This is a genomic window from Sphaerothrix gracilis Ecp01 (assembly GCF_030405905.1).
GTDB classification, from domain to species: Bacteria; Cyanobacteriota; Cyanobacteriia; order Phormidesmidales; family Phormidesmidaceae; genus Sphaerothrix; species Sphaerothrix gracilis.
Genome location: NZ_JASATW010000019.1, coordinates 75,792 through 98,335 on the forward strand (window position 1 = coordinate 75,792; position 22,544 = coordinate 98,335).

Annotated in this window: 18 protein-coding genes; 9 read left to right on the plus strand and 9 right to left on the minus strand. The window is 56.2% G+C overall.

Translation table 11 applies throughout. The annotated features are described in order from the left end of the window. Window positions 1-15: 15 nt before the first annotated feature. Both QJQ48_RS19660 and thiL read left to right on the plus strand, forming a co-directional pair. The gene (locus tag QJQ48_RS19660) at window positions 16-339 is read left to right on the plus strand and encodes a DUF433 domain-containing protein (protein WP_346292953.1); all 324 of its coding nucleotides are present in this window, start codon (window positions 16-18) and stop codon (window positions 337-339) included. Between the two features lie 115 nt (window positions 340-454). Then, window positions 455-1,453: a thiamine-phosphate kinase gene (thiL, locus tag QJQ48_RS19665; RefSeq protein WP_346292954.1), complete on the plus strand. Its 999-nt coding sequence runs from the start codon at window positions 455-457 to the stop codon at window positions 1,451-1,453. Here thiL and QJQ48_RS19670 read toward each other — a convergent pair. From QJQ48_RS19670 to QJQ48_RS19685, 4 genes are all read right to left on the minus strand, one after another. Continuing rightward, window positions 1,450-2,160, minus strand: coding sequence for a DUF4230 domain-containing protein (locus QJQ48_RS19670; RefSeq protein ID WP_346292955.1), 711 nt, complete (start codon window positions 2,158-2,160; stop codon window positions 1,450-1,452). The two genes, thiL and QJQ48_RS19670, sit on opposite strands and share 4 nt — an antisense overlap. A 72-nt stretch (window positions 2,161-2,232) precedes the next feature. Beyond that, the gene (gene murD / locus QJQ48_RS19675; protein ID WP_346292956.1) at window positions 2,233-3,606 is read right to left on the minus strand and encodes a UDP-N-acetylmuramoyl-L-alanine--D-glutamate ligase; all 1,374 of its coding nucleotides are present in this window, start codon (window positions 3,604-3,606) and stop codon (window positions 2,233-2,235) included. Window positions 3,607-3,653: 47 nt separating this feature from the next. Next, a complete protein-coding gene (gene glyS / locus QJQ48_RS19680; RefSeq protein ID WP_346292957.1) occupies window positions 3,654-5,810 on the minus strand; it encodes a glycine--tRNA ligase subunit beta in 2,157 nt (718 codons plus the stop codon). Window positions 5,811-5,862: 52 nt separating this feature from the next. After that, window positions 5,863-7,071, minus strand: coding sequence for an adenylate/guanylate cyclase domain-containing protein (locus QJQ48_RS19685; RefSeq protein WP_346292958.1), 1,209 nt, complete (start codon window positions 7,069-7,071; stop codon window positions 5,863-5,865). A 435-nt stretch (window positions 7,072-7,506) separates the two neighbouring features. On the opposite strand from QJQ48_RS19685, the gene fabG reads away from it, so the two are divergent. From fabG to QJQ48_RS19700, 3 genes are read left to right on the plus strand one after another with little or no spacing between them, the layout of a single operon-like run. After that, window positions 7,507-8,202, plus strand: coding sequence for a 3-oxoacyl-ACP reductase FabG (gene fabG / locus QJQ48_RS19690; protein ID WP_346292977.1), 696 nt, complete (start codon window positions 7,507-7,509; stop codon window positions 8,200-8,202). Next, a complete protein-coding gene (locus QJQ48_RS19695; protein WP_346292959.1) occupies window positions 8,189-9,055 on the plus strand; it encodes a CPBP family intramembrane glutamic endopeptidase in 867 nt (288 codons plus the stop codon). Before fabG ends, QJQ48_RS19695 begins: the two co-directional genes overlap by 14 nt. Before the next feature lie 60 nt (window positions 9,056-9,115). After that, complete coding sequence (locus QJQ48_RS19700; protein ID WP_346292960.1) at window positions 9,116-11,176, plus strand: protein kinase domain-containing protein; 2,061 nt, start codon at window positions 9,116-9,118, stop codon at window positions 11,174-11,176. A 213-nt stretch (window positions 11,177-11,389) separates the two neighbouring features. Here QJQ48_RS19700 and QJQ48_RS19705 read toward each other — a convergent pair whose 3' ends face one another. Then, entirely contained in the window at window positions 11,390-13,303 is a 1,914-nt protein-coding gene (locus tag QJQ48_RS19705) for a transketolase C-terminal domain-containing protein (RefSeq protein WP_346292961.1), read from the minus strand. A gap of 238 nt (window positions 13,304-13,541) precedes the next feature. On the opposite strand from QJQ48_RS19705, the gene QJQ48_RS19710 reads away from it, so the two are divergent. Further along, the gene (locus QJQ48_RS19710; protein ID WP_346292962.1) at window positions 13,542-14,729 is read left to right on the plus strand and encodes a hypothetical protein; all 1,188 of its coding nucleotides are present in this window, start codon (window positions 13,542-13,544) and stop codon (window positions 14,727-14,729) included. Then, complete coding sequence (locus QJQ48_RS19715) at window positions 14,729-15,628, plus strand: mechanosensitive ion channel family protein (protein ID WP_346292963.1); 900 nt, start codon at window positions 14,729-14,731, stop codon at window positions 15,626-15,628. Before QJQ48_RS19710 ends, QJQ48_RS19715 begins: the two co-directional genes overlap by 1 nt. A gap of 54 nt (window positions 15,629-15,682) precedes the next feature. On the opposite strand, the gene QJQ48_RS19720 is transcribed toward QJQ48_RS19715, so the two are convergent. Next, window positions 15,683-16,759: a radical SAM/SPASM domain-containing protein gene (locus tag QJQ48_RS19720; protein ID WP_346292964.1), complete on the minus strand. Its 1,077-nt coding sequence runs from the start codon at window positions 16,757-16,759 to the stop codon at window positions 15,683-15,685. Between the two features lie 212 nt (window positions 16,760-16,971). Between QJQ48_RS19720 and QJQ48_RS19725 the strand changes: the two genes are divergently transcribed. After that, the gene (locus QJQ48_RS19725) at window positions 16,972-18,525 is read left to right on the plus strand and encodes an adenylate/guanylate cyclase domain-containing protein (protein ID WP_346292965.1); all 1,554 of its coding nucleotides are present in this window, start codon (window positions 16,972-16,974) and stop codon (window positions 18,523-18,525) included. Here the strand turns inward: QJQ48_RS19725 and QJQ48_RS19730 are convergent. Further along, window positions 18,486-19,268, minus strand: coding sequence for a class II glutamine amidotransferase (locus QJQ48_RS19730; RefSeq protein WP_346292966.1), 783 nt, complete (start codon window positions 19,266-19,268; stop codon window positions 18,486-18,488). The genes QJQ48_RS19725 and QJQ48_RS19730 overlap by 40 nt on opposite strands. A 147-nt stretch (window positions 19,269-19,415) precedes the next feature. Here QJQ48_RS19730 and QJQ48_RS19735 point away from each other — a divergent pair, with 147 nt between their 5' ends. After that, entirely contained in the window at window positions 19,416-20,069 is a 654-nt protein-coding gene (locus QJQ48_RS19735; RefSeq protein ID WP_346292967.1) for a DUF4033 domain-containing protein, read from the plus strand. Between the two features lies 1 nt (window position 20,070). Here QJQ48_RS19735 and QJQ48_RS19740 read toward each other — a convergent pair whose 3' ends face one another. Together QJQ48_RS19740 and hpsE are read right to left on the minus strand one after the other, a co-directional pair. Next, window positions 20,071-21,309 (minus strand): tetratricopeptide repeat protein, encoded by a 1,239-nt coding sequence (locus QJQ48_RS19740; RefSeq protein ID WP_346292968.1) that lies wholly within the window; start codon window positions 21,307-21,309, stop codon window positions 20,071-20,073. 65 nt (window positions 21,310-21,374) lie between these two features. Next, window positions 21,375-22,502, minus strand: a complete 1,128-nt coding sequence (gene hpsE, locus QJQ48_RS19745; RefSeq protein ID WP_346292969.1) for a hormogonium polysaccharide biosynthesis glycosyltransferase HpsE — start codon at window positions 22,500-22,502, stop codon at window positions 21,375-21,377. Window positions 22,503-22,544 lie beyond the last annotated feature (42 nt).

Genomic DNA, 22,544 nt, shown 5'->3' on the forward strand with positions numbered 1-22,544 from the left:
GCTTATTGCAGTTCTATGTCTACTATTTCTACTAAGCCATACGTGAAATTTGAGAACGAAGGGTACTGGATTACCGATACTCGAATTTCACTAGACTCTATCGTTTATGCTTTTCGCCAGGGTTTATCTCCTGAAAATATTGCTCAGTCCTATCCACTGCTGGACTTAGAAAAGGTATACGGCGCTATCACTTTTTATTTGGCAAACCGCGCTGATATTGATGCTTATTTGCTTGCTGAAGAGAGCCTGTTTAATAACATGCCGCAGCCAGTAAAAGTCGATGCTCCTGCTTTGTACGAAAAGCTAACATCTGCTAGAGACTCTTCACAGCCCGCATAATGGCAAAGGTTCGTTTGCAAGCTGATGCCGATCTAAATCAGGCGATTGTGACGGGCGTTATCCGTCGTCAGCCTGAAAATGGAATAACCGAATTGCAAAGATTCCTCTGTGATTGATGATGGCTTCAACGGTGAGACAGCTAGGGGAAATTGGTCTGCTGCAGCATTTGCGTCAGTTTTGCCCTGCCGGGGCGATCGCCGACGATGCGGCCGTTCTTTCCGTGGCGACTGGCCAGCAGCTCGTTGTCACCACTGACGTTTTAGTGCAGGATATTCACTTTAGCGATCGCACCACTGACCCCTATCATGTTGGCTGGCGGGCGACGGCTGCTAACCTCTCTGACCTGGCCGCGATGGGGGCAGCGCCGCTGGGCCTGACCCTGGGACTGGGGCTACCGCCTGAGACTGCCTTGGACTGGATTGACCCTTTTTATCAAGGCATTGGGGCCTGCCTGGAACAATACGGCGGCGTTATTCTGGGGGGCGATCTCTGCCGGGCTCCAGTGATTACCGTCGCCATTACGGCTTTAGGGCAAGTGCCACCCTCTAAAGTTCTGCGGCGATCGGCGGCCCGGCCCGGCGATGCCCTCGTAGTTACCGGATATCACGGGGCGTCCCGCGCTGGCTTGGAGCTGCTTTTGCACCCGCAGAAAGGCCAGGCTTTAGCTGAGACAGAGCGCCAGCCGTTGATTCAGGCACACCAGCAGCCTCGGCCTCGTTTTGACGTGCTGCCTGCCCTCTGGCAGGTCTGTGAGTCCTGCAACCGTCCCATTGCCGCGATGGACAGCAGTGATGGCCTCGCCAATGCCGTACTGCAGATCTGCCGGGAAAGTCAGACGGGGGCACAATTAGAGCGATCGCGCCTGCCCGTGCCGCCCTGCTTCAGCGGCTGGCTGGCTGGCGAAACGGCCTTAGACTGGTGCCTCTATGGTGGTGAAGATTTTGAGCTAGTGCTGGCTTTGCCGCCTCATTTAGCCGCCGCTTTGGTAGAGAAAATCGGCCCTCCCGCTGCCATTGTCGGACAGATTACGGCGGATTCTGGGATAACTCTCCGAGACAAAAACGGGGCGGCGATCGCCACTCTGTCGCTAGAGTCAGGATTTCAGCATTTTTAAGTCGTTGGGCAAGCTTCGGCAGCAGGGGGCTGGCTAAGGACGCGGTAGTTGCTGTAGCCTGCGGTGGACAAAAGCTGTCCGACCAGCTGCTCGGCCCTGGCATTGGCCTCATGCAGAACGCCCTCCGCGCAGGCTGATTTAAGAATTTTAGTGAGGGCTTCTTCTTGAGCAAAGTCCTGCAGCACTGGTGCGTTGTCGGGGCCTAGTCCGAGAAAGCCGCGATCGTAATCGTAAACTGAGGAGCGATCGACATCGATCTTGCTGTCTAGAATTCGCGGGGGCGGGAGAGTGACGCGCACGCCGTCGGCCAAGACCTGCACATCCTCAGAGGTCAGCTCGCTTAGGTCTACGCCGGCGCGGACTTCGCCGTAGGCAATATAGAGCAGGTTGGTACGGCCTACCACATAGCCGCCTAGGGTGCGATCGCTCTTGGCAGGCACGACCGCTTCCATAGTGAAAACGGCGGTGGTTAGCTCGCTAGCGCTTTGAATCTGCCGCACCACCACCGAGCGGATGTCCACCTCCTGAGTAGGCGGCGGGGGCTGCACCATCATCATCAGCCCTTCAAAAAAGCGTCCACCGGCGCGCCAAATACCGATTGCCACCAGCAGCGCCACCAGCATGACGCCGCCAGAGAGCATCATCAATAAGCTATTGATGAATTTAAGTGAGAAACCCTGAGACTTAGGAGAACTGTCGTAGCTCATGAATCCTGCTCGTTTAAGTGGGCCGCTAGCCAGCAGTCAATGCGCTTAACGAGCCTATGATAACGCGATCGCCTAAGCGGATTGAAACTGGGCCTGACAAAGTTGACGAAAATGATCGCCGCGATGTTCAAAACTTTTGTACTGATCGAAGCTGGCACAAGCAGGAGAGAGCAAAACAGCTTTGGCCTGATGCTGGGCCGCCAGTTCGGCCCCCCTCGACACCGCCCGCTCCAAGGTCTCCACAATTTCAAACTGGCTAAAGTCTACCTGCTCTAGGCGCTGGGCAAAGGCCGGAGCTGCCTCACCAATCAGCAACACCGCCGCTGCCTGAGCGTGAATGGCCTGCAGCCAAGCTTCGTCATTGCCCGTTTTGGGTTCCCCGCCCGCAATTAACACCACCGGCGCGGCCACTGCCTGCAAACCCACCTCAGCGGCGTCGTAATTAGTCGCCTTGCTGTCATTGATAAAGTCAATTCCCTGCCAGGTGAGAACCTGCTCTAGGCGATGGGGCACACCGGGGAAGTGAGTCACCGCCTCGGCGATCGCGGCAGGCTCAATTTCGGCCAGACAGGCAGCGGTTACCGCCATCAGCAAATTCTGCTGATTGTGCCCGCCGACCATGCGCAGGGCCTTGACTTCTACGACATCTGTACCTTTGAATTTGACCCAGCCGTCTTCGATCCAGGTGGTGGGCTGCAGCGGCGCGATCGCCTGGCGGCCTGCCGCGCTAGTCCAGTGGGCGTCCGGCCAGGTATCTGCCTGAGTGCGCAAATGGGGGTCATCGCCGTTGAGAATCTGGAGAGTGGATCGCCGCAAGAGCGTTGCTTTGATGGCATAGTAGTTTGCCAAAGTCTTGTGGCGATTGAGATGGTCGGGCGTAAAGGTTGTCCAGATGCCAATTTGCGGCGCCAGTGTGGGGGAGGCTTCAATCTGGTAGCTGCTGAGTTCCGCCACTACCCAGTCCGGTACCGCTTCGTCTAAGGCCAGTTCGCAAGCGGCGTAGCCAATATTGCCGCAGGCCGGAGCGTGAAAGCCGGCGGCCTGAAAAATAGCTGCCGTCAGCGCCGTAGTTGTGGTTTTGCCGTTAGTGCCGGTGATGCCAACCCAGGGACGATCGGCTAGAAATCGCCAGGCCAGCTCGGTTTCGCCAATGGTTTCAATATCCAGCTCTCTAGCTTGATCTAGCGGCGAAATGTCCCAGGGCACCCCTGGACTCACCACCAGCAGGTTAATATCACGACTGGGGGAAAAGTCGTGGCCCATTTTGACGGTGATGCCCGCTTGCTCTAGGGCCTGCTGCTGTTGCAGGGAAGCTGACGGATTGCGATCGCTAAGAGTGACCTGCCAGCCGTCCTGCTTCAACAGCCGTGCCGCTGCCGTGCCAGACCTGCCTAAACCAATCACGTGGGCCTGCTTCTGCATGGAAAAAGAGCCTTTGGAGTCCATAGGCTTTTAATACCTCAAAACGGCAAGTTCATGCCAGACTCTCCAGCCTAGCTTTTAACAATTGCGCCAAAATCGGCTAAGACGCGGGCATGATTGCGCAGCAGGCCCAGCAGGTTGAGTCGATTGCGCTGAATATTGGGGTCTTTGTCCATGACTAAAACACTATCGGGGCCGTCAAAGAAACTGCTGACGACCGGAGCCGCCTGCGCCAGGCCATTTACGAGCTGGCGGTAGTTGCGATCGCTCTGAGCAGACTGGGTTTCCGGCAGGAGCTGCTGCAGACTATCAAAAAACGCCTGCTCGGAGGACTGCTGAAAGAGAGTGGGGTCAACTACGGCAGCCGGATCGAGGGCAGAAAAATCTAGGTCTCCCTGCGCGGCCAGGCGAGCAGCCCGGTTGACTGTTTCATAAATTTCGGCCAGAGTGCCGTCACTGCGAATTGTCTGTAAAAACTGAGCGCGATCGCTGACATCCAGCACATCCGCCAGCGCCCGCTCGGCATAGGCGGCATCTTCTTCGCCGAGCACCGCATTGACCAAATCATAGTCAATTCCTTTTTCATCCTCTAGCAGCGTCCGAATTCGCTGCAGGAAGAAGTCCTCTAGCTGAGTTTGCAGTTGGGCTGCGTCTTTGACAGTGGAGGCTGCGGTGGCGGCAAAGTCGGCAATCACCTGCTGTAGCAAAGCTTTAAGATTCAGCGGCAGCTCGGCGGCCCAGGTGACATTGAGGATGGCATTAGCCGCTCGCCGCAGGGCAAAGGGATCAGATGAACCCGAAGGCAGCTTGCCCAGGCTGAAAATACCCACTAGCGTATCGAGGCGATCGGCAAGGCCCACCACCTGACCAATTTGAGTTTGGGGCAGCTGGTCGTGGGCACCCCTAGGCAGGTAGTGCTCAAAAATGGCGGTGGCAACGGCTTCAGGCTCGCCGCTGCTGAGGGCATATTTTTGGCCCATCACCCCCTGCAACTCCGGAAACTCGCCCACCATCTGCGTCACCAAGTCGGCTTTACACAGTAGGGCTGCTCGCTCTACAGCGGCGCGATCGCCTAGGCTCAGCGCTAGCTGATCGGCAATACGGCTCGCGATCGCCTGGATCCGGTCAACCTTGTCTCGGACAGAACCCAGGCTTTCTTCAAAAGTGACGGCGGCCAGCTTGGGGACATAGTCTGCCAAAGGCACCTGACGATCGGCATCATAGAAAAATTTGCCGTCCGACAGCCGCGCCCGGATCACGCGGCCATTGCCCTCGGCAATAATTTCAGATTTGGCCGGATCGCCGTTGGAAACCGTAATGAAATAGGGCAGCAGTTCTGGGGTATTGGCGCGGCGGCGGACGGGAAAATAGCGCTGATGGCTCTCCATTTCCATCGTGATCACTTCGGCGGGCAGATCCAGGAATTCCGGGTCGAACTTGCCCACCACGGCAGTGGGCCATTCCACCAGGTTCGTCACTTCCTCTAATAGGCTCTCAGCGATCGCGGCCTCACCGCTGACCGACTGGGCCGCTGCCACTACCTGCTGCCGAATTTGACGGCGGCGTTCTGCCGGGTCTACTTCCACATAGCCCGACTGCAACAGATCGCGGTAGCCAGTAGCCGATTCGACTGTCAGCGGCGCGGGATGCAGAACTCGGTGCCCGGCTGAATGGCGATCGCTCTGGCAGATTGCCGAGCCGTTTTCTAGGGTGATGGGCAACAGAGTGTCGTCTAGCAGCGCTACCAGCCAGCGAATCGGGCGGGGAAAGCGGAGGTCGCCATCACCCCAGCGCATGAAGCGTTTGCCTTCCAGCTCAAAGATCCACTGTGGCACCAGCTCGGTCAAAATTTCGGCAGTAGGACGTCCCGCTATTTTTTGTTGCACAAAGACAAAAGCACCTTTGTCTGTTTCGCGAACTTCTAAAGCCGCTACGTCAACGCCCCGTGACTTAGCAAAGCCAATCGCCGCTTTGGTCGGCTCGCCGTCTCGAAAGGCGGCCTGAGCCGGGGGGCCTTTCACCTCTTCTTCGCGATCGCGCTGCTGCAGCGGTAAGCCTTCCAGCACCAGGGCGAGGCGGCGCGGCGTGCCGTAAAACTTGAGGGCACTGGGGCCTAAAAAGTGCTCCTGCAGCGACGGCTCAATTCGCGATCGCCACTGGTTCAAAGCGCTATCGACGAAGCCTGCCGGAAGTTCTTCGGTGCCCACTTCTAGCAAAAATGTTGCCATGCCCAACTCAGCCCAGGTGAAGGTACTCAGCTTCCCAGTTTACCAGCGCCTTTTAAGATTTCCGTCGCACATAGTGATAAACCGGCATTAGCCCCCGCCCTTTAATCTGAATTTCGCTACCAGGCTCAAAGTCGTATTTATGCTTGAGCTTCTGGTAGGTCTGCTCGGTCACCTGAATTTTACCGGGAACCCCCTGGGCTTCCATGCGGCTGGCAATATTGACCGCATCTCCCCAGAGGTCGTAGCTAAATTTGCGAATGCCAATTACGCCCGCAACCACCGCGCCAGTGTTGATGCCGATGCGAAGCTGCAGCGGTTCCTCATTGTCGCGGGTAAACGAGGCAATCACCTCCTGCATGGCGATCGCCATTTCCATCACCACCTCAGTGTGGTCAGCTCTGGGAATAGGCAGGCCACCAGCCACCATGTAGGCATCCCCAATCGTCTTAATTTTTTCTAGGCCATACTGGTCCACCAGGCGATCGAAGGCCGAGAAAATCTGGTTCAGCAGGTTCACCAACTCCAGCGGCACCACGTTGGCTGCCAGCGGCGTGAAATTGACAATATCGGCAAACAGAATTGTGGCCTCATCAAATCGCTCCGCCAGCGAGCCTTCAAACTGCTTAAGCTGCTCTACGATGGCTCTAGGCAGAATATTCAGCAAAAGCTGCTCGGACTTTTGCTTTTCCTGCAGCAATGCCTGTTCAGCCTGCTGCCGCTCGTGGATTTCCTGCTGTAGCCGCTCATTTTGGCGCTTGAGCAGCTCAGTCTGGCGGTGTAGCATCCGCTGCAGGTCAGCTAGCAGGGGCGACTGGCCGCTAGCGGATAAAGCTCGCTGAGTTTGAAGCTGGAGGCGCTTTTGCAGCTTGTAGGTGGTGATATGGCTGTTGACCCGCGCGAGCAGTTCTTCTAACCAAATGGGCTTAGTGATGTAATCGGCGGCACCGACAGCAAAGGCACCGACTTTGTCTCCCTTTTCCGCAGACACGCTCATCAAGACGACGGGAATCTGCCGTAAATCGGAGCTTTGTTTGAGCTGCTGGCAAAGGGTGTAGCCATCAGGCTTGGGCATGTGGGCATCCATCAGAATCAGATCGGGCTGATGTTCTAGGGCTGACGCCAGGGTCTGATCAGACTGACTAATGCCGTGGACTATGTAGCCGCAGCCAAACAAAAATTCTGAGAGTAGATTAAGGATATCTGGCGCGTCATCAACAATTAAAATAGTGCCCTTAGGCGCTTCGACCGGCGTGCTGTCCATCTGTCGTGAAGAGTCGCTAGATTGAGTAGACTGATTCTGAGAGACGCGCTTCACCCGGTAGCTGTGTGAACCGGGGTGAGAAATCAATGCTGACGGTCTGGATTGTAAATGCGCTCTGAACTGCTTCATACCCTTCACTTAGACCCAACAGCTTGTGGTAAACCAGTTTCAGGGTCAGCCGTATCTGTCTTTGACGGTCGCCATAGATCGGCAAATCAGACCCCGTAAAATTGGTCTACTTTCTATCTACCGCTTGGCTCAGCCAAAATCCGGCTGTTTTTAACAGCGGCAATCAATCTCGCAGCGATCGCTGAGGCGACTCAGCCAGTTAGCTGACCTATCTGCTCCAGCCGCTAGCCGGACGCCACTGGGTATCACGCTCATCTAGATTAGATAAGGATAAAGCTGCAAATGCGAGGAGAGATGATGGTGGCAATGCAGGGTAAGCAAGTTTTACTCACCGGGGGAACAGGTGGTTTAGGCCGGGGCGTGATTCCAATTTTGCTGGAGCAGGGAGCCGAACTGACCATTCCCTATCGCAGTGCGACTAAGGTAGAGCCGCTGAAAAGCCAGCGATCGCCCGCCGAACTGGCTCGTATTCGCTTCGTAGAGGCCGATTTGAGTGATGAGTCAGCCGTGGCTAAGCTAGTCGCAGGCATGAACCGGGTTGATGCTTTGGTGCATTTAGTTGGCGGCTTTTCAATGGGGAAGCTGCACGAGTATGACTATGGGGACTGGAAAAAAGATTTTACCCTCAACCTCGATACGACATTTTTAGTCTGCAAGTACGCGCTGCAGCGAATGCTGGCGCAAAACTATGGTCGTATTGTCACCATTGGCTCGCGGGGAGCGGCCCAGCCGGCGGCGCAGCTAGCGGCCTACAGCGCAGCCAAGGCGGGCGTGGTAGCGCTGACCCAGGCGATCGCCCAGGAAACCCAAGGCACTAACGTAACGGCTAATGCGGTACTGCCCAGCGTCATTGACACTCCGGCCAACCGTGAGGCGATGGGCAGCGAAGAGGCCGATCAGTGGGTCAGCCCAGCGTCTTTAGCAAGAATTATTGCCTTCTTAGCCTCCGAGGCGGCAGGGGATATTCGAGGGGCGGCGGTTCCTGCCTATGGCGATGCCTAATCCGTTTGAGGCGCTCAAGTTCCGGTGGGTGCTGCTGGGACTGATCGGGGCTAGCGTGGCATTGGGTCTGGGGCTGAGTCTGTTGGAAATGATGGGCTGGCTGCCGATCGCGGCGACCGATCCGCTGCTGCAGGCGCTGACTTATCTGCTGCTGTCTCTGGGGCTGTGGCCGCTGATTGGCTGGCTGGGCCGTAAAACCAAGCTGCGATACCGTCATCTGTTTGGCCCCCGGCCTCAACGGTTTTCCTGGGTAATGGCTACGGTGCTGACCGTGGCGCTGCTGATGTTTTCCCTGGGGGCCTTTCAAGTTTCGTTCTATGGCCTGTCTTTTTTGGCCCCTGAACTGGTAGAGGAAACGCTGCAGCAGCCCCCGACCCTATTCACGTCAGAAACCGCCGTGCCCTGGCTCTACAGCAGTCTGATGATGCTCAACGTGGTGATGGTGGCCCCGATCGCCGAAGAATTTATCTTTCGCGGTGTTTTGCTACACCGCTGGGGCACGAAGTGGAATACGCCAGCGGCGGTAGTGGTCTCGTCGCTGCTGTTTGGCATATTGCATACCAACGTGGTCGGCCTGTTTGTCTTTGGCCTGGTGATGGCGCTGCTCTATTTGCGTACCCGCTCGCTGTGGGCACCGATTTTTTGCCACATGTTGAACAATATTTTGGCGATCGCTTTGGAGCTATTGGCAGCCCCTAGTGCCGAAATGACCTTGAGTGAGTTTCGGGAAAATAGCTGGGTGGGACTGATATTGATGGCAGCTTCTGCCCCTTGGCTGTTGCGATTTATTCTGCAAAACTGGTCAAAAACCTGGGAAGCGCTACCCTACTTTGTAAACGCCAAGCGGTTTTAGCCCTAGAACAGCAGAGGCCATGAGCAAACCGTTTCAACACTATCAGCAAGGAGAGGTTTCATGACGCTAGGCGGAATGGCCGGTAATGCAGGTTCACTCCTGGGCGATCGCTATCGTCTGCTTAAGCAGCTAGGCCAGGGTGGCTTTGGCTATACCTATTTAGCGGAAGATACCTATCGCTTCAACGAGCTGTGCGTCCTGAAAGAGTTTGTGCCCCAGGTGGAAGGCGAAGCGGCTCTGCAGAAAGCCCAGCAGCTTTTTGAGCGGGAAGCCGGGGTGCTCTACCAGCTAGCCCATCCCCAAATTCCCAAGTTTCGAGAACTGCTGCGGGTAAAAACTAGCCAGCAGTGGCAGCTCTTTTTAGTGCAGGACTATATTGAAGGGCCGACCTATAAAGAACTGCTAGAAACCCGTCTGCGCTACGACAGCCACTTCAGCGAAACCGAAGTGCAGCAGATGTTTTCTCAACTTCTGCCAGTGCTGGACTATATTCACAGCCTCGGCGTCATTCACCGCGACATTTCCCCCGATAATCTAATTTTGCGCAATCAGGACGGCAAGCCGGTTCTGATTGATTTTGGCGGCGTCAAGCAGGTGGCGGCAACGGTGGTCTATCAGCTCAGCCATCCGGGAGCCGCTAGCCCCCATCAGGCGCTGACGCGGTTAGGTAAAGTGGGATATGCCCCAGAGGAGCAGATTAGCGCGGGGGTGGTGACGCCCGCTAGCGACCTGTATGCCTTGGGCGTCACCGGCCTGGTTTTGCTGACCGGGCAGGAGCCGCAAATGCTCTACGACGCCCACCATCAGACCTGGAACTGGGATGAAGATGTCACCCTCAGCCCCCAGTTCGCGGCAGTGCTGCGGCGCTTGCTGGCGGCTCGCCCCAGCGATCGCTTTCAGTCGGCTAGAGCGCTGATGCAGGCCCTAGACACCCCGCCCGCCCCGTCAACCACGGCAGCTACCGTAGCTGCGGCGCCAGCGGCCACTAACTTACCCAGCTTTGCCACAACGCCCGTTGCGGCCAGTTCTAGAGCGACTCAAGCCTACCGCTCCCAGCCTCCGACTACCCACTCCGCCCCGCCGAAGCGATCGTCTTCAGGCTTTTTGCAGGCTATTTTGGGTCTGCTGCTTTTAATCGGGGCTATCACCCTGGTTTGGTGGGTGGCGGCTCAGTGGCAGCCTATTGGTCAGCAGGCGGATACCAGCGAGGTGAATGAGGCGGATAATGCTGACTCCTCTAGCTTTTCCCGCGAAGAACAGGCGCGCAAGCAGGCACTTCAGCAGCGGCGGCAGGCACTCGGTATCAGCAGTGATTACTTTGTCAGGCTGAGCGATCAGGTCTTTTACGATCGCTATCCTGACCTGCGCGGCACCACGCTGACAGAAAGCGCCGAAGATGCCCCGGCCCGGCTGCGCTGGGACAACGTGGCCTCGGAGCTGCTGGATCTGCTAGAAGCCAATCTCAGCACCGGAGCCAGGCAGCAGCTCGGCAGCTACGGGCAGAATGATCTCGGCCAGTGGCAGTCTCAGCTCAACCAGCGCTTTGTCAGCAGTAAGGCGCTCTACGATCTAGCCGATGCTAAATTTTTAGACCTGTTTCCCGGTCAGGCCGGACGCAATTTTCTGGAAGAACCTATCGGTCAAATCTGGTATGGACTGGCGAGCGATCGCCTGCAGACAGTTCTATCGGGCGATCGCTTAGATGAAATACGGTTTGAGTCGGGGCGCTATAGCCGTCAGGTGAGCGGTCAGCTCGCACCGGGCGAGGGCCAAGTCTACATCATGGAGCTAACTGAGGGGCAGCTTTTACGCCTCAGCCTCCAGGCTCCGGCGGACAGCACGGCGCTGTCGCTGTATTTGCCCCGCCCCAGCGACGCCAATCCCTACCTGCTCTCTGACTCGGAGGAAACAACCTGGTCGGGGCGTCTCCCCCAGTCAGGTTATTACGAGGTGGTCGTCGTGTCTCAGGCCAACCGACCGATTAACTATCGGCTCAGCCTGTCTGTTGATAACGTCATTTCTGATCCTGAAGATACGCCTGCGGATGAGGCGGATGAAGCAGCCCCTCCTACAGATGAGCTTCCTGAAGAGGAAGAAGAGGGTGAAGCTGATGAGCAGTAGGCTCCGCCCAAATGTATGAGCTGAAACTCCATATATTCGGTGCGTTACGCTAGCGCTTTTCTGCTATGCCCTTTGGGTATACAGCACCCTACTTAATGCCTTATTTCAGCTGTGTCGCGCCAGTAGGGGCAGGTTTTGATGCTGATTGGTGCATACACCCAATCAATGAACACCTGAACCTGCCCCTACAGCCTTTACCGATATCGGTGCTGATTAATTCATCAACTGCTTCACCTGCTTCATGATGCCCTCCGGATCGATGCCCTGATAGGGATACTGCTGCCACAGACCACCGCAGCCCTCCTCATGGGTGCCAATGTGGGCAAACTTAGGCGTATAGCCCCGCTCCAGCAGCCAGGAACCAAACCGCATTCCCAGACCTGTACGACGGTTAAAGGCTTCAGTCACAAGCACAAAAGGCGCTTTGCCCACCTTCGCCATCATCTGATCATCAACCACGTTGAGCGTCGCCTTGTTGATCAGGCCCACATCAATGCCGTCCTGCTTTAGCCGCTCCACCGCGTCTAGCGCCCGATAGAGGGAATCGCCAAAGGTGACAATATAACCCGCCGAACCTTCCCGCACGACCTCATCCTTACCGGGGGTAAAGGTGTAGTCTCCGGCAAACATTTCATTGCCGTCAGCGTCTAGAATCATCGGCACTTTAGAACGGGTAGAGAAGATGAAGCGCAGTCCCTCATCCCCGAAGACACGCTTAACGCAGGCTCGCATCTGATTGGCGTCAGCGGGGAAGTAGAGGCGGGTTTCGTGACCGTCATCGAGGCCATTATCGGCAAACATGTTGTTGATGCCGAAGTGACAGGTGTTGTCGGCCATGTCATCAATGCCAGCGTGGGAGAAATGACAGAGCAGGTTGGCAAAGTTGAGCCGCGCCATCGTGATTTCAGAGATAGACATCTCTAGGAAGGCGCTGAAAGTGGCATAAATGCCCTGCTTGCCTTTCTCCATGCCAAAACCGGCGGCGGCTGAAAGATTGCCCCGCTCCATAATGCCGCCGCTGACAAAAACTTCGGGGTAGGCTTTGCGAATTTGGCTTAATCCGCAAGACCCTTCTAGATCGTTATCGACGACGAGGACACTGTTTTTGCGATTGCTCTCGCTCATGCCTCCCAGTACCTCCACCATCGCCTCACCGAAGACATTGCGGTTGGAGCCAACTTTGTCGGACGAGCCTAAGAATGTGTAGTCCTGCTTAGGCTTTTCAATTTTTTTGAGCATGTCAGCCGCAGCGCTCTGACCGTGAGCTTCCAGGTAGCGAATAGCCGCATCGACCGGAATCACGTCATGGCCGTGGGTGGTGCCTTCAATGCCCTCAATGCCCACACTCATGGCCCGCTTGTTGATTACGGCAACGGGGCCGGGGGTGTTGATTGCTTCACAGATGCGGGCGTAGAGACCGTCGAGATCTTCCCCGTCGCCCTCCAGTACCTTGAGGCCGTGCCCTTCTAGGGTTTTCCGTACGCTAAAGCCGGGAAGGTATTCAGACGGGTGTCCGGCAATGGTAACGTCATTGTCATCAACAATGAGCTTGACGTTAAGATGCTGGGCGACGGCGAGGCGAGCCGCCTCAGCGTCATTCCCCTCTTGCTGCGAGCCGTCAGATCCCAGACAGAACGTGGTCTTACCAGGGTTAGCTAAAGCCACACCGTTGACGAAAGGCCAAATATGTCCCAGCCGTCCACCGCTAAACTTGACGCCGGGAGTTAATCCCAGTTCGGGGTGACCGGGTAGCTTTTGGTGGGCTTCGCGGTAGCGCATGAGCTGCTCAGCGGGCAACTCTCCGGCCAGAGTGGCCATCAGATACTGGGTGGCAACGCGGTGTCCCGCTTCATCAAAAAAGACGGGCACAAACTTATCAGGGTTGCCGCGAAAGAGAGCATCTAGAATCATCACTTCCGGCACGGTGTCGTATGGCCCGCCGGTATGACCGCCTACGCCCTTAGCTGCGCCAGTGGCCGTAAAAAAGACAATGGCATCCCGACAGAGCTGAATATTAGCCTGCAGTGCCTGGCGCTGCTCGTCTGTCAGGGTCGATACGGCTGGATCTAAGGATATATATTGGTAAGCACCCAAATCGATGGGAAAGGTAGCTTGAGCAACTGTCATAAGTTTTCTTCTTTTTGCAGCAAAGGTTAACGGTCGTGAACTTTGGTGGACTCACACCACGGTCAATTTAAACTTATCTTTAGCGATGGCTGGTATCAGCATCTGTTAACCATTAAGTTAAAGCGCAAGCGTCCCTTTGAGCAACCGCCTACAGGTTAAAGTTGGGTCTGCGGACAGAGGTGCGGTTAGACAGATCCCCCCATTCTGGCAGTATGCAATGTAACAACGTCATAAGGTCATGAGCTGGCTGCTAGAGCAGATTCAGGCTTGGTTGTCTAAAAAACGAGCCGATGTTATCGAGCAGGATGACCTTGGGCCTTTGCCCCCGGCGATCGCCGCTCAGATTGACCAAGAGCTGCAGAAATCTCCGGTTCATCCCACCTACCGCCACCACATTCTGACTACCTTAGAGCAGCATTTGGCTAGCTGGCAGCAAGACAAGGCCACCGCCAACAGCCTGACGATTTTGCACAGCCCGGTGGAGTCTTTTAACCCCATCTTGCAGCACGCGCTGCAGCACTGGCCTACGGCTGAGAATTACAGCCTCTATTTTCTACCGATTGAGACTCGCCCCGATCGCACCCAAGACATTGTTGAGGCTATAGAAACGGCGCGGTCAAAAATTGCCACAGAGCTGTCCCTGCCCGCCAATGGCGATCGCCGCTCAATCATCGTCATTCCCCGCCTAGATGCCTATTTTTTGCGCTGCATTGGTGGCTGGAAAGGGATTGAGCAGCTACGGGACATGGTAACTGCCGATCTGTCTCGCTTTTGGCTAATTGGCTGCAATGCCTGGGCCTGGAAATACTTTAATATTGTCTGCCAGATCGAAGCCTATCTGGAGCAAACCACGGAGCTGCCTTCCCTAGACGGTGAGCAAATCCAGAACTGGCTCCATCCTATGCTAAAAACACTAGACGGCCAGATAGACTTTGCCCGACAGCGATCGCAGTCGTCTCATGCCACCTCGCAGTCAGAAAAGGCGGAAGTTCTCTACGCCGACCTCGACCATATCTCTCATGGCATTAGCAGCGTGGCTCTGCAGCTTTGGTGGCGCTCTTTGGGCTACGAGCTAGAAACCACTGAGGCAGCCACAGACCATCCTGATCCAGACGCCACGCTGGCCGAACTGTTTGAGGCCGGACATCTAAAGCAGCAGCGCTCTAGCTACCCGGATATGCCGTCTCTATCGGCCACAGAGGAATACCTAATTTATTCCATTCTGCTCCACGGCGACATGACTGTGGCTCACCTTTCGCTGAGCTTGGGCGAGTCAGAGGAGCAGGTCCGGGCCCAAGTGCAAAAGCTGCTGCGCCAGGAAATTTTAACCAAGCAGGATGACATCATCACCGTAGAGCCTGCTTACTACCCGCAACTGCGCGATCGGCTACGTCAAAATAATTTTGTCATTGGAGGCGATCGCTGATGCTTTCTCTGAACCCCCACACCCATCTCGTTCCAGCAGCCTTGCTGATGCAGAGCGGTCAGGGCAATAAGCCCAGCGAGTTTGCCCAGCGCTGGCTGGCGGAAATCAATACGTCTACAGTGCTGTCAGCCTTAGTGACGATTGCCATTGCCTATGGCCTACTGCTAGCGATCGATAACCTCACAGACTGGATTTCTGAGCGGGTGCCGCGCCGATTTCGCCTGTTGACCAAGCAGGGACTGCCGTTTCTGCGGGCGCTGGTGCTGCTGGCCGCCATTGTCTATGTCTCTAATCTGTTTCTCAACCTATCGCCGCAAAATCTCTTTGCGCTGACGGGGACGCTAGCCGTGGCGCTGGGCTTTGCCTTTAAGGACTATGTCAGCTCTATCATTGCCGGAATTGTCGGTTTATACGAAGCGCCCTATCGGGTGGGCGATCGCGTCCGCATTGGTGATACCTATGGCGAAATTATGGACTATGGCCTCCGGCGGGTGCAGATTCGTACCCCCAGTGACAGCCTGGTCAGCGTGCCCCACAGCAAGATCTGGACAGAGCCAATCATCAATGCCAACAGCGGCGAGCTAGAGGCTCAGGTGGTGACAAACTTTTATTTTTCCCACGTTGTCAACGTGGCCGCAACGCGGCAGGTGCTCTACCAAACTGCCTACAGCAGTAAATATACCCGCCTGGACTTACCCGTCGTCGTCATTGTACAGGAGAAGCCCTGGGGCACCCAGTTCAAGCTCAAAGCCTATCCGATGGATGCCCGCGACGAGTTTCTCTACCAAACTGATTTAATTCAGCGGGCGAAGCAGTATTTCGCTGACCACAAGGTTGAATATCCTCAGCTTTCTGGTTTCCTAGAAGGGATAGAAGGCGGGGCGGCAGTGGGAGAATAGGCGGGGCGGGCAGTGTCAAAGACACGTCACTCTGAGGGCGATCGCCAATTTTCCCTACACCTCGCCCCATCCAGGTTCTAGCCTCTTCTTAATCGGACTGTAAACCTTGAAATAGGCCACTGACCCCGCCTGCCGCAGCCAGGACTTAGCCGTCGAATCTGCTCCCATACAGCGCTGACAAACCGGATTCTTCACCTGCAGGCGATCGAAACCCTGACGAAGCTGACAGGCCGGAGCACTGTCGAGGATATGGCCGAGCGAGGTGTCCTGCACATTGCCCAGTGGAATCTGCCCCTCAAAATCTTTGCAGCAGGGGACTACCGTTCCGTCATAGAGAATGCCCGCCTGCTGACTAGCGCCGTTGCAGTAGCCAAACTGAGCCGCAATCACGCGATCGCTCTCCACGTTGCCCCAGCTATCTAGCGGAAACGTTTCCAAAGCCAGCTTCGGCGTCAGCTCAATCGTCTGCCAGTGCCCAGCCCGGTGCTGCCGTAGCCGCTGCTGCAGTGTCGCGGTACTGGGGGCTGCCCCATAGCCTTCTAGGAGTCGTTTGGCCCAATTTTGCAGTTCCTGCTGCATCTGAGCTTTGCCCTCAATCACCGATAGGGGCTTGTGGGGCACCAGGAAAGGATGGGGCGAGGTGTCAAGAAACTTGAGATGAACCCGCGTGGGAGAGTGCGGCGCGGCTAGGTTGGCCTGTACGTAGCGAGTGATGCCGTCAAAATACTGCTCTGGTTTAAGCCTAGGCGGAGCGCCACGAATCACGAAGGTCTTAGGGTCAGGCGTTTGCAGCGAAATGGTGACTTTGGGAATGCCGGATGCCACTAAGCGCTCAATGTGGTCAGTCCGCAGATGAAACGTGCTGCCGTTAGTTGTCAGATGCAGCGCCAGCCCTTTCTTGACGGCCCGCTCGATCGCTTCAAAAATAAACGGATAGATCAGCGGCTCGCCCATCAGGTGAAAGGTGACAATGCGGGCCAACTGGCGATCGCTAATTTCGTCAATCAGTTGCGACAGTAGGGCAAAGTCCATATGCCCCCGCGATCGCTGCATGATGGCGTCAGGGCAAAACTCACACTTGAAGTTGCAGACATTGGTTACTTCAATATGAAGCCGATCTAAGCGAGGCATAGAGCTTGGCGGTCACAATAGGCATCACTCTAGCAGGTATGCCCAAATTACAGATGAGTGCTGCCTGAAAACTGGCCGGATACTATCAGAGACTGGCATAGCTCGCTGCAGAACGGCTCAAATTCGCCGGAAGGAACTTTGCAGATGCCGTAAACTTGATTAGTCTCTATCACAGTGGGCCATTCTCAGTCACAGCCCGTATGGTATCTTCGGTGGCAACTGCACTTGCTGAACTGGCCGAGCTGGAGCGACGGCTGCGATCGCTGCTGCCTGCCGATCTCTACGCTGTCACCTGGATTGATCCTAGCCCCGCTACGCTGATGCAAATCTTTGAGCATTTGCGCACGCTGCAGCATTTGCTCACCAACTACGTGCCCAGAGATGTTTGCGATCGCCTGCCCCGTCCCGGCCATCCTCAATACTGCTGGCAGACCGGCAGCCTGCTGTTTACAGACTTAGCCGGTTTCACCCGCCTGTTAGAGGCCAGCGCTACCCAAGGGCGGACAGGGGCAGAAACCCTCCTAGCTCTGCTCAACCGCTACTTTGCCCAGATGATTGAAATTATCAGCAAGTCGGGGGGGAATCTGCTGGAATTTACCGGCGATGCCCTGCTGGTCCAGTTCACTAGCAACGGCCAGCGCAATGAGGTTGAGCAGGCTGTTCATGCGGGCTTGCGGATGCAGCGGGCGATGCAAGACTTTGCCTATCTAGAAACGCCCCAGGGTACTCTGTCGCTGCAGATGCGGGTAGGAATTCACGCTGGCAGCTTTGTCACGGCAGACATTGGCACCCCGATGCGTATGGGGCATGTGCTGCTCGGGCGAGCCGTACAAATTGCTAAGCAGGCGGAGGGGGAAGGGGAAATCGGCTGTGTATCCCTGACGCAGGCTACGGGCGATCGCGTCTCTGAGCGGTTTCGGCTGCGGGCAGCTCATCCGGGCCACATGATTGTGGTAGACGATCTGACAGACGAGCGGCTAGGGGAATACGACATTACCCTCAACCGTCGTCGGGCCGCCTCTCCCATCTTGTTTGATCGCAGTGTCACCGGCCTGATTGCCGAAATTCAGGCAGCGGTGCAGATGATTGAGCCGCTAGCCAGCCATTTGCCCCGTTCGGTGTTGCAGCTGCTAGTGAATAATGCCGCCCAGCGCAACATTCCTCCCGCTTTTCCGACGATAGCCGTGGCCTTTGTCAACCTGATGGGCCTGCCAGAATCGATCGATGACGCTCGCCCAGATGAAATTGGCGAGATTGTCCACTGTTTCTCCAAAGCGTTTGCCCTGATGAACGGCGCAGTGGAGCGGCGCAGCGGCATTTTGCAAAAAGTCACCTACCACTCGATCGGTTCCGAAATTTTGATTCACTTTGGCGTACTCAATCCGGATGCCGGCGATGCCCAGCGGGCGGTTGAGGCAATTCTAGCCATCCGCCACCTGATTAACCAAATCCCGCCGCCCAACGTGCAGGGAGAACCGATTCAGCTCACCTGTCGCATCGGCATGACCTACGGCCCCGTTTTTGCGGCAGAGATTGGTGCTCCCAGAGGCCGCCGCGAATTCAACGTGCTGGGAGATACGGTCAACACGGCTGCCCGGCTGATGAGTCAGGCCCAGCCTGATGAGATTCTGATCAGCGAAGCGCTACGGCAGCAGCTAGGCGATCGCTATTCCCCCCACCTGCTGGGCAAATTTTTGCTCAAGGGCAAGACTCAGCCTCAGCCCGTTTACAGCTTGGACTCCAGGCACAACGGTAAGCCATCTTGAAACGCCAGTAGTTCCCCCGGCGGCAGCGGCGTCCACACTTCGTTGTCGGTCAGGGGGGCGGTGGTGATGACGGCAACGCGATCGCTGGGCGTAGTCAGTTCCTGAAAGTCTACGGTTAAATCAGCGTCAATCAGATGGGCGGCGGCAAAGGGAGCCTGCCGCACGATATAGCAAAGCCGAGTGGAACAGTGGGCAAAAAAGTGATCGCCGTCGGAGAGTAAATAGTTAAAGCCGCCCTTGGCGGCGATCGCCTGGGTCACTTCCTGCAACACCTGATAAAGCTGCGGCAGCGACGGCTTGGCGTGGGGAAACCGACGATGTAGCGTATTCAAAATTAGGCAGAAAGCCCGTTCGCTATCGGTTTCTCCCACCGGCTGATACACCCCATCCATCCGGGGATAAAAATTGGGCAAATCGCCATTGTGGGCAAAAATCCAGTAGCGACCCCACAGTTCCCGCCGAAAGGGATGACAGTTTTCTAAAGAAACTTGACCAAACGTGGCTTTGCGAATGTGAGCAATGACGTGAGTAGACTTAATTGGGTAGTGCCGCACCAGTTCCGCCACGGGGGACTCACAGGACGGCTTTTCATCCACAAATAGGCGACAGCCCGCCCCCTCAAAAAAAGCAATGCCCCAGCCGTCCTGATGCTCGTCAGTTTTACCGCCCCTAGCCGCAAATCCCTCAAACGAAAAACAGATATCCGTAGGCACGTTACAGTTCATGCCGAGTAGCTGGCACATAGTTGTTAACTGGCGACAACCCAATAGCTTTGTCCATCGATTCTAGCCGTAGGTAGACATCATCAGGGCTAAATATGAACAAACTGGTAGACGACTGGCCTAAGCTTTGCGCAATACTGAAGAAGCAGTCCCTAAGATCGCCTTACTGTGCAGATTCCAGAGAAAGAAGTCTACAACGACAACCTGTTCGATCGCGTTTTTATCTGGCTGTTTAGCCGTAAGATTGCAAAGGCGCTAGGACGGGGAACCTCGCTGCCTGGCTATGACGGCTTTGTTGACCTCTCTAAAAAAATCATGCAGGGCCGCAATGCCCAAGAGCAGCAGGAAACCGTAGCCGTGGTGCTGCAGTCCCTGGTGCCTGCCCCGGTGCTGTGGCTGATTCGCACCGCCTTTTCGCCCACCCGCCGCGTTTGTGAGCTAAATGCCTGGTTTGCCACAGTGCTGTTTGAATGGCTGGTCGGCCCTTGTGAGGTCAAAGCAGTGGAGTTCACCGATGCCACGGGTCAGCACCGACAGCAAAATAGCGGCGTCCAGATTGAAAAGTGTCGCTACCTGGAGCAGAGCCGCTGCGTGGGCCTCTGCGTCAACATGTGCAAACTGCCTACCCAGAATTTCTTTACCCAGCAGTTTGGCATTCCCCTCACCATGACGCCAAACTTTGAGGACTTTAGCTGCGAGATGGTGTTTGGTCAGCCGCCGCCGCCGCTGGAGACCGAAGAAGCGGCCCAGCAGCCTTGTTTGATGGCCCAGTGCGAGATGGCGAATCCGGCAGCGCCCTCCTGCCCCAAGGTGAAACCGTAGTCTAGCGATCGCGCTCTAAGTCCTCGATCACTCGTTGTAAATACCAGGCTTCCGGCTTACCCGGATACCGCTGGCGGGCGATCGCCAGCAGCCGCTCGGCCATCTCCCAGGTGCCGCCCACGAGCTGAGCTAGCTGGTGGTGCAGTTCCGACAGGCTGGTTGCAGCTGGCTGACGGAACACTTTGGGCTGCAACTGCTGCACCTGATCGAGGGCCTGCTGATAGCGAGGCCAGTCACCCTGGTTGAACCAGAGATTAGCCGCCTGCTGAAAGTCCTCCACCGCGCCGCTAAAATTTTCTAAAGCTGCTTGGGCTGAGGCCCGCTGCCAGTAAATCTCAGCCTGATCGGCCTTGAGCTGCAGGGCCTGCCCGTAGAGCTGCACTGCCTGGCGATAGTCTTCTAATTGCTGGTAGGCATTGCCGCACTGCAGGTAGAGTGCCGCCTGCTGGGGCTGCCGTTCAATGAGCTGCTGCAGATCGGCGATCGCCCCTCTGGCATCCCCCAGGGCTAAGCGTACTCGCGATCGCTGATACTGAATGTCGGGATCTTGGGGGGCGAGCCGCATCGCCTGGGCTAAATCCTGCAGCGCCCCCTGACCGTTTCGCAGTTGGGCTCGCACCATGCCGCGCAGGCAATAGGCTTGGGCATCTTGAGCGTCACTGCGCAACAGCCAGTCAAGGTCAGCGAGAGCGCTGCGATAGTCCTGCTGCTCGATTTTCTGGCCAATTTGCTGCAGGTAAGCTTGAGGATTCATCAGCTCAGATTGAGTCAGCGGCTGGGCCTGAAGCTGCTCGATCGCCTCTAGGCAGCGCTGAGCGCTGGTCTTATCCTGCTGCTGAATGTAGCCTTGGGCCGCCTGCTTGTAGGCCGCGATCGCTGCTCCAGGATTGCCGAGCTTGCGGTAGGTCATGGCCATCAGATTGTGGGCTGCTGGCAGGGTTTCAGCCAGGGCGAGGGCCTGCTCAGCATCGGCTAGGGTGCCTTGGGTGTTGCCCGTAGTCAGCCGCGCCAACCCTCGTCCCAGGTAGGTTTCGGCAGAGGGCTGGCGCTGCAGGGCTTGGGTATAGTCAGCGATCGCCCCGGCATAGTCACCGCTGCCAAATTTAGCTTTGGCCCGCTGGCGGTAGGCTGCCACGCAGTCCGGATCTGCTCTAAGGACGCGGTTGAAGGCTTGGATGGCACCAAGGCGATCGCCCGCCCGCAGTTTCTCTAACCCCGTTTGATAGTCGGCATTGTCCATTGCACCCCCCCTCATTCATGCTCAGTCTAGCCTGAATGTTAGGAACGGCTGGCGATCGCTTGGGCCTAAGAACGCTGCTGCCAGTAGCGACGAAAGCTACGCTGCCAGATATAAAACGGACTAAGCAGGCTGTAGACATAAAGCGTCATCTCGCAGGCTACTACCACATCTGTTTTGATCAGGCCGCGATATTTGATCAGGTGTCGCAGCAGCTTACGCAAATCATTGCTCAAGTAGGCCAAAAACCAGGCAGGCCGCTGCCAGGTGGGACAGCTCAACATGCGGGTATGATAGCGGCTGAGGCCAATGCCACGACAGAGACGAATCAGGTAGTCGCGCTGTAGGCGAGTGCCGGGAATCCGGTGGTAGAGACGCATGTGGGGGTTGTACCAAACTTCCCAACCCGCCCGCTGGATGTATAAAACCGCCTCCAAATCTTCCCCCGCTTCCCGGTTCTCAATCCGCCCCGCCAGCACCTGTTCTGTGGGCACGTAGTCTAGCCAAGCCTGTCGTCTCACGACCATGCCAGCCCCAGGCGGCAGCACCTTTTTCTGCGGATCGTAACGCCTCGGTTCATGACCGCGATCGGTAATCGCTAAAAAGCCTGAAATCCGCTCAAAGTTTTCCGGCGGCGTAATTTCAAAGTCGCCGTAGATGCGGCTGCCGTAGACCCCCACTGATTCACGTTCAGTCCCAAAGCGATAGGCCGCCATTACCCAGGTCAGAGTCGGCAAGTTGTCGTCATCTAAAAAGCCGATCAGCGGACTGCGGGCTATCTGGACGGCCTTGTGACGAGCAAATCCGGCTCCCTGACGCCCTTCAAAGGCATATCGCAACGTGGAGTGAGCGGGCCACTTTGCCTGAAAGTCTTCAACAATCTGGGCAGTGCCATCACTGCTGTTGTTGTCTACGACAATCACTTCCCAGCTAATAGCCTGAGTGTTGAGCTGCCAGCATAAGCTCTCCAAGACATCTGGCAGTCGCCGCTCACCGTTATAGGTACAGATCGCAACCGTGAAATCTAGCTGCACTTGATTAGGAAAAAGACGACTCAAAATCTCTCGCGTTTTCGCCCGGGTCTGCTCTGACCCGCCATTCAACATGAGCGTTTGAATAAACTGCTCAAGAGTGAGATTTCCAGGAGATGTCTCTATAGAATCACCTTTTTCCTGATTAGACAGCAACTTTTTCATGAATATTTGGGCTGAAAACAACCGGGCAGGATAGCTATCTAG

Excerpts from the sequence above, each read along its gene's own strand:
- QJQ48_RS19660 (WP_346292953.1), top strand. The coding sequence starts at position 16 with ATGTCTACTATTTCTACTAAGCCATACGTGAAATTTGAGAACGAAGGG.
- thiL (WP_346292954.1), top strand. The coding sequence starts at position 455 with ATGATGGCTTCAACGGTGAGACAGCTAGGGGAAATTGGTCTGCTGCAG.
- QJQ48_RS19670 (WP_346292955.1), bottom strand. The coding sequence starts at position 2,160 with ATGAGCTACGACAGTTCTCCTAAGTCTCAGGGTTTCTCACTTAAATTC.
- murD (WP_346292956.1), bottom strand. The coding sequence starts at position 3,606 with ATGGACTCCAAAGGCTCTTTTTCCATGCAGAAGCAGGCCCACGTGATT.
- glyS (WP_346292957.1), bottom strand. The coding sequence starts at position 5,810 with ATGGCAACATTTTTGCTAGAAGTGGGCACCGAAGAACTTCCGGCAGGC.
- QJQ48_RS19685 (WP_346292958.1), bottom strand. The coding sequence starts at position 7,071 with ATGGACAGCACGCCGGTCGAAGCGCCTAAGGGCACTATTTTAATTGTT.
- fabG (WP_346292977.1), top strand. The coding sequence starts at position 7,507 with ATGCAGGGTAAGCAAGTTTTACTCACCGGGGGAACAGGTGGTTTAGGC.
- QJQ48_RS19695 (WP_346292959.1), top strand. The coding sequence starts at position 8,189 with ATGGCGATGCCTAATCCGTTTGAGGCGCTCAAGTTCCGGTGGGTGCTG.
- QJQ48_RS19700 (WP_346292960.1), top strand. The coding sequence starts at position 9,116 with ATGACGCTAGGCGGAATGGCCGGTAATGCAGGTTCACTCCTGGGCGAT.
- QJQ48_RS19705 (WP_346292961.1), bottom strand. The coding sequence starts at position 13,303 with ATGACAGTTGCTCAAGCTACCTTTCCCATCGATTTGGGTGCTTACCAA.
- QJQ48_RS19710 (WP_346292962.1), top strand. The coding sequence starts at position 13,542 with ATGAGCTGGCTGCTAGAGCAGATTCAGGCTTGGTTGTCTAAAAAACGA.
- QJQ48_RS19715 (WP_346292963.1), top strand. The coding sequence starts at position 14,729 with ATGCTTTCTCTGAACCCCCACACCCATCTCGTTCCAGCAGCCTTGCTG.
- QJQ48_RS19720 (WP_346292964.1), bottom strand. The coding sequence starts at position 16,759 with ATGCCTCGCTTAGATCGGCTTCATATTGAAGTAACCAATGTCTGCAAC.
- QJQ48_RS19730 (WP_346292966.1), bottom strand. The coding sequence starts at position 19,268 with ATGTGCCAGCTACTCGGCATGAACTGTAACGTGCCTACGGATATCTGT.
- QJQ48_RS19740 (WP_346292968.1), bottom strand. The coding sequence starts at position 21,309 with ATGGACAATGCCGACTATCAAACGGGGTTAGAGAAACTGCGGGCGGGC.
- hpsE (WP_346292969.1), bottom strand. The coding sequence starts at position 22,502 with ATGAAAAAGTTGCTGTCTAATCAGGAAAAAGGTGATTCTATAGAGACA.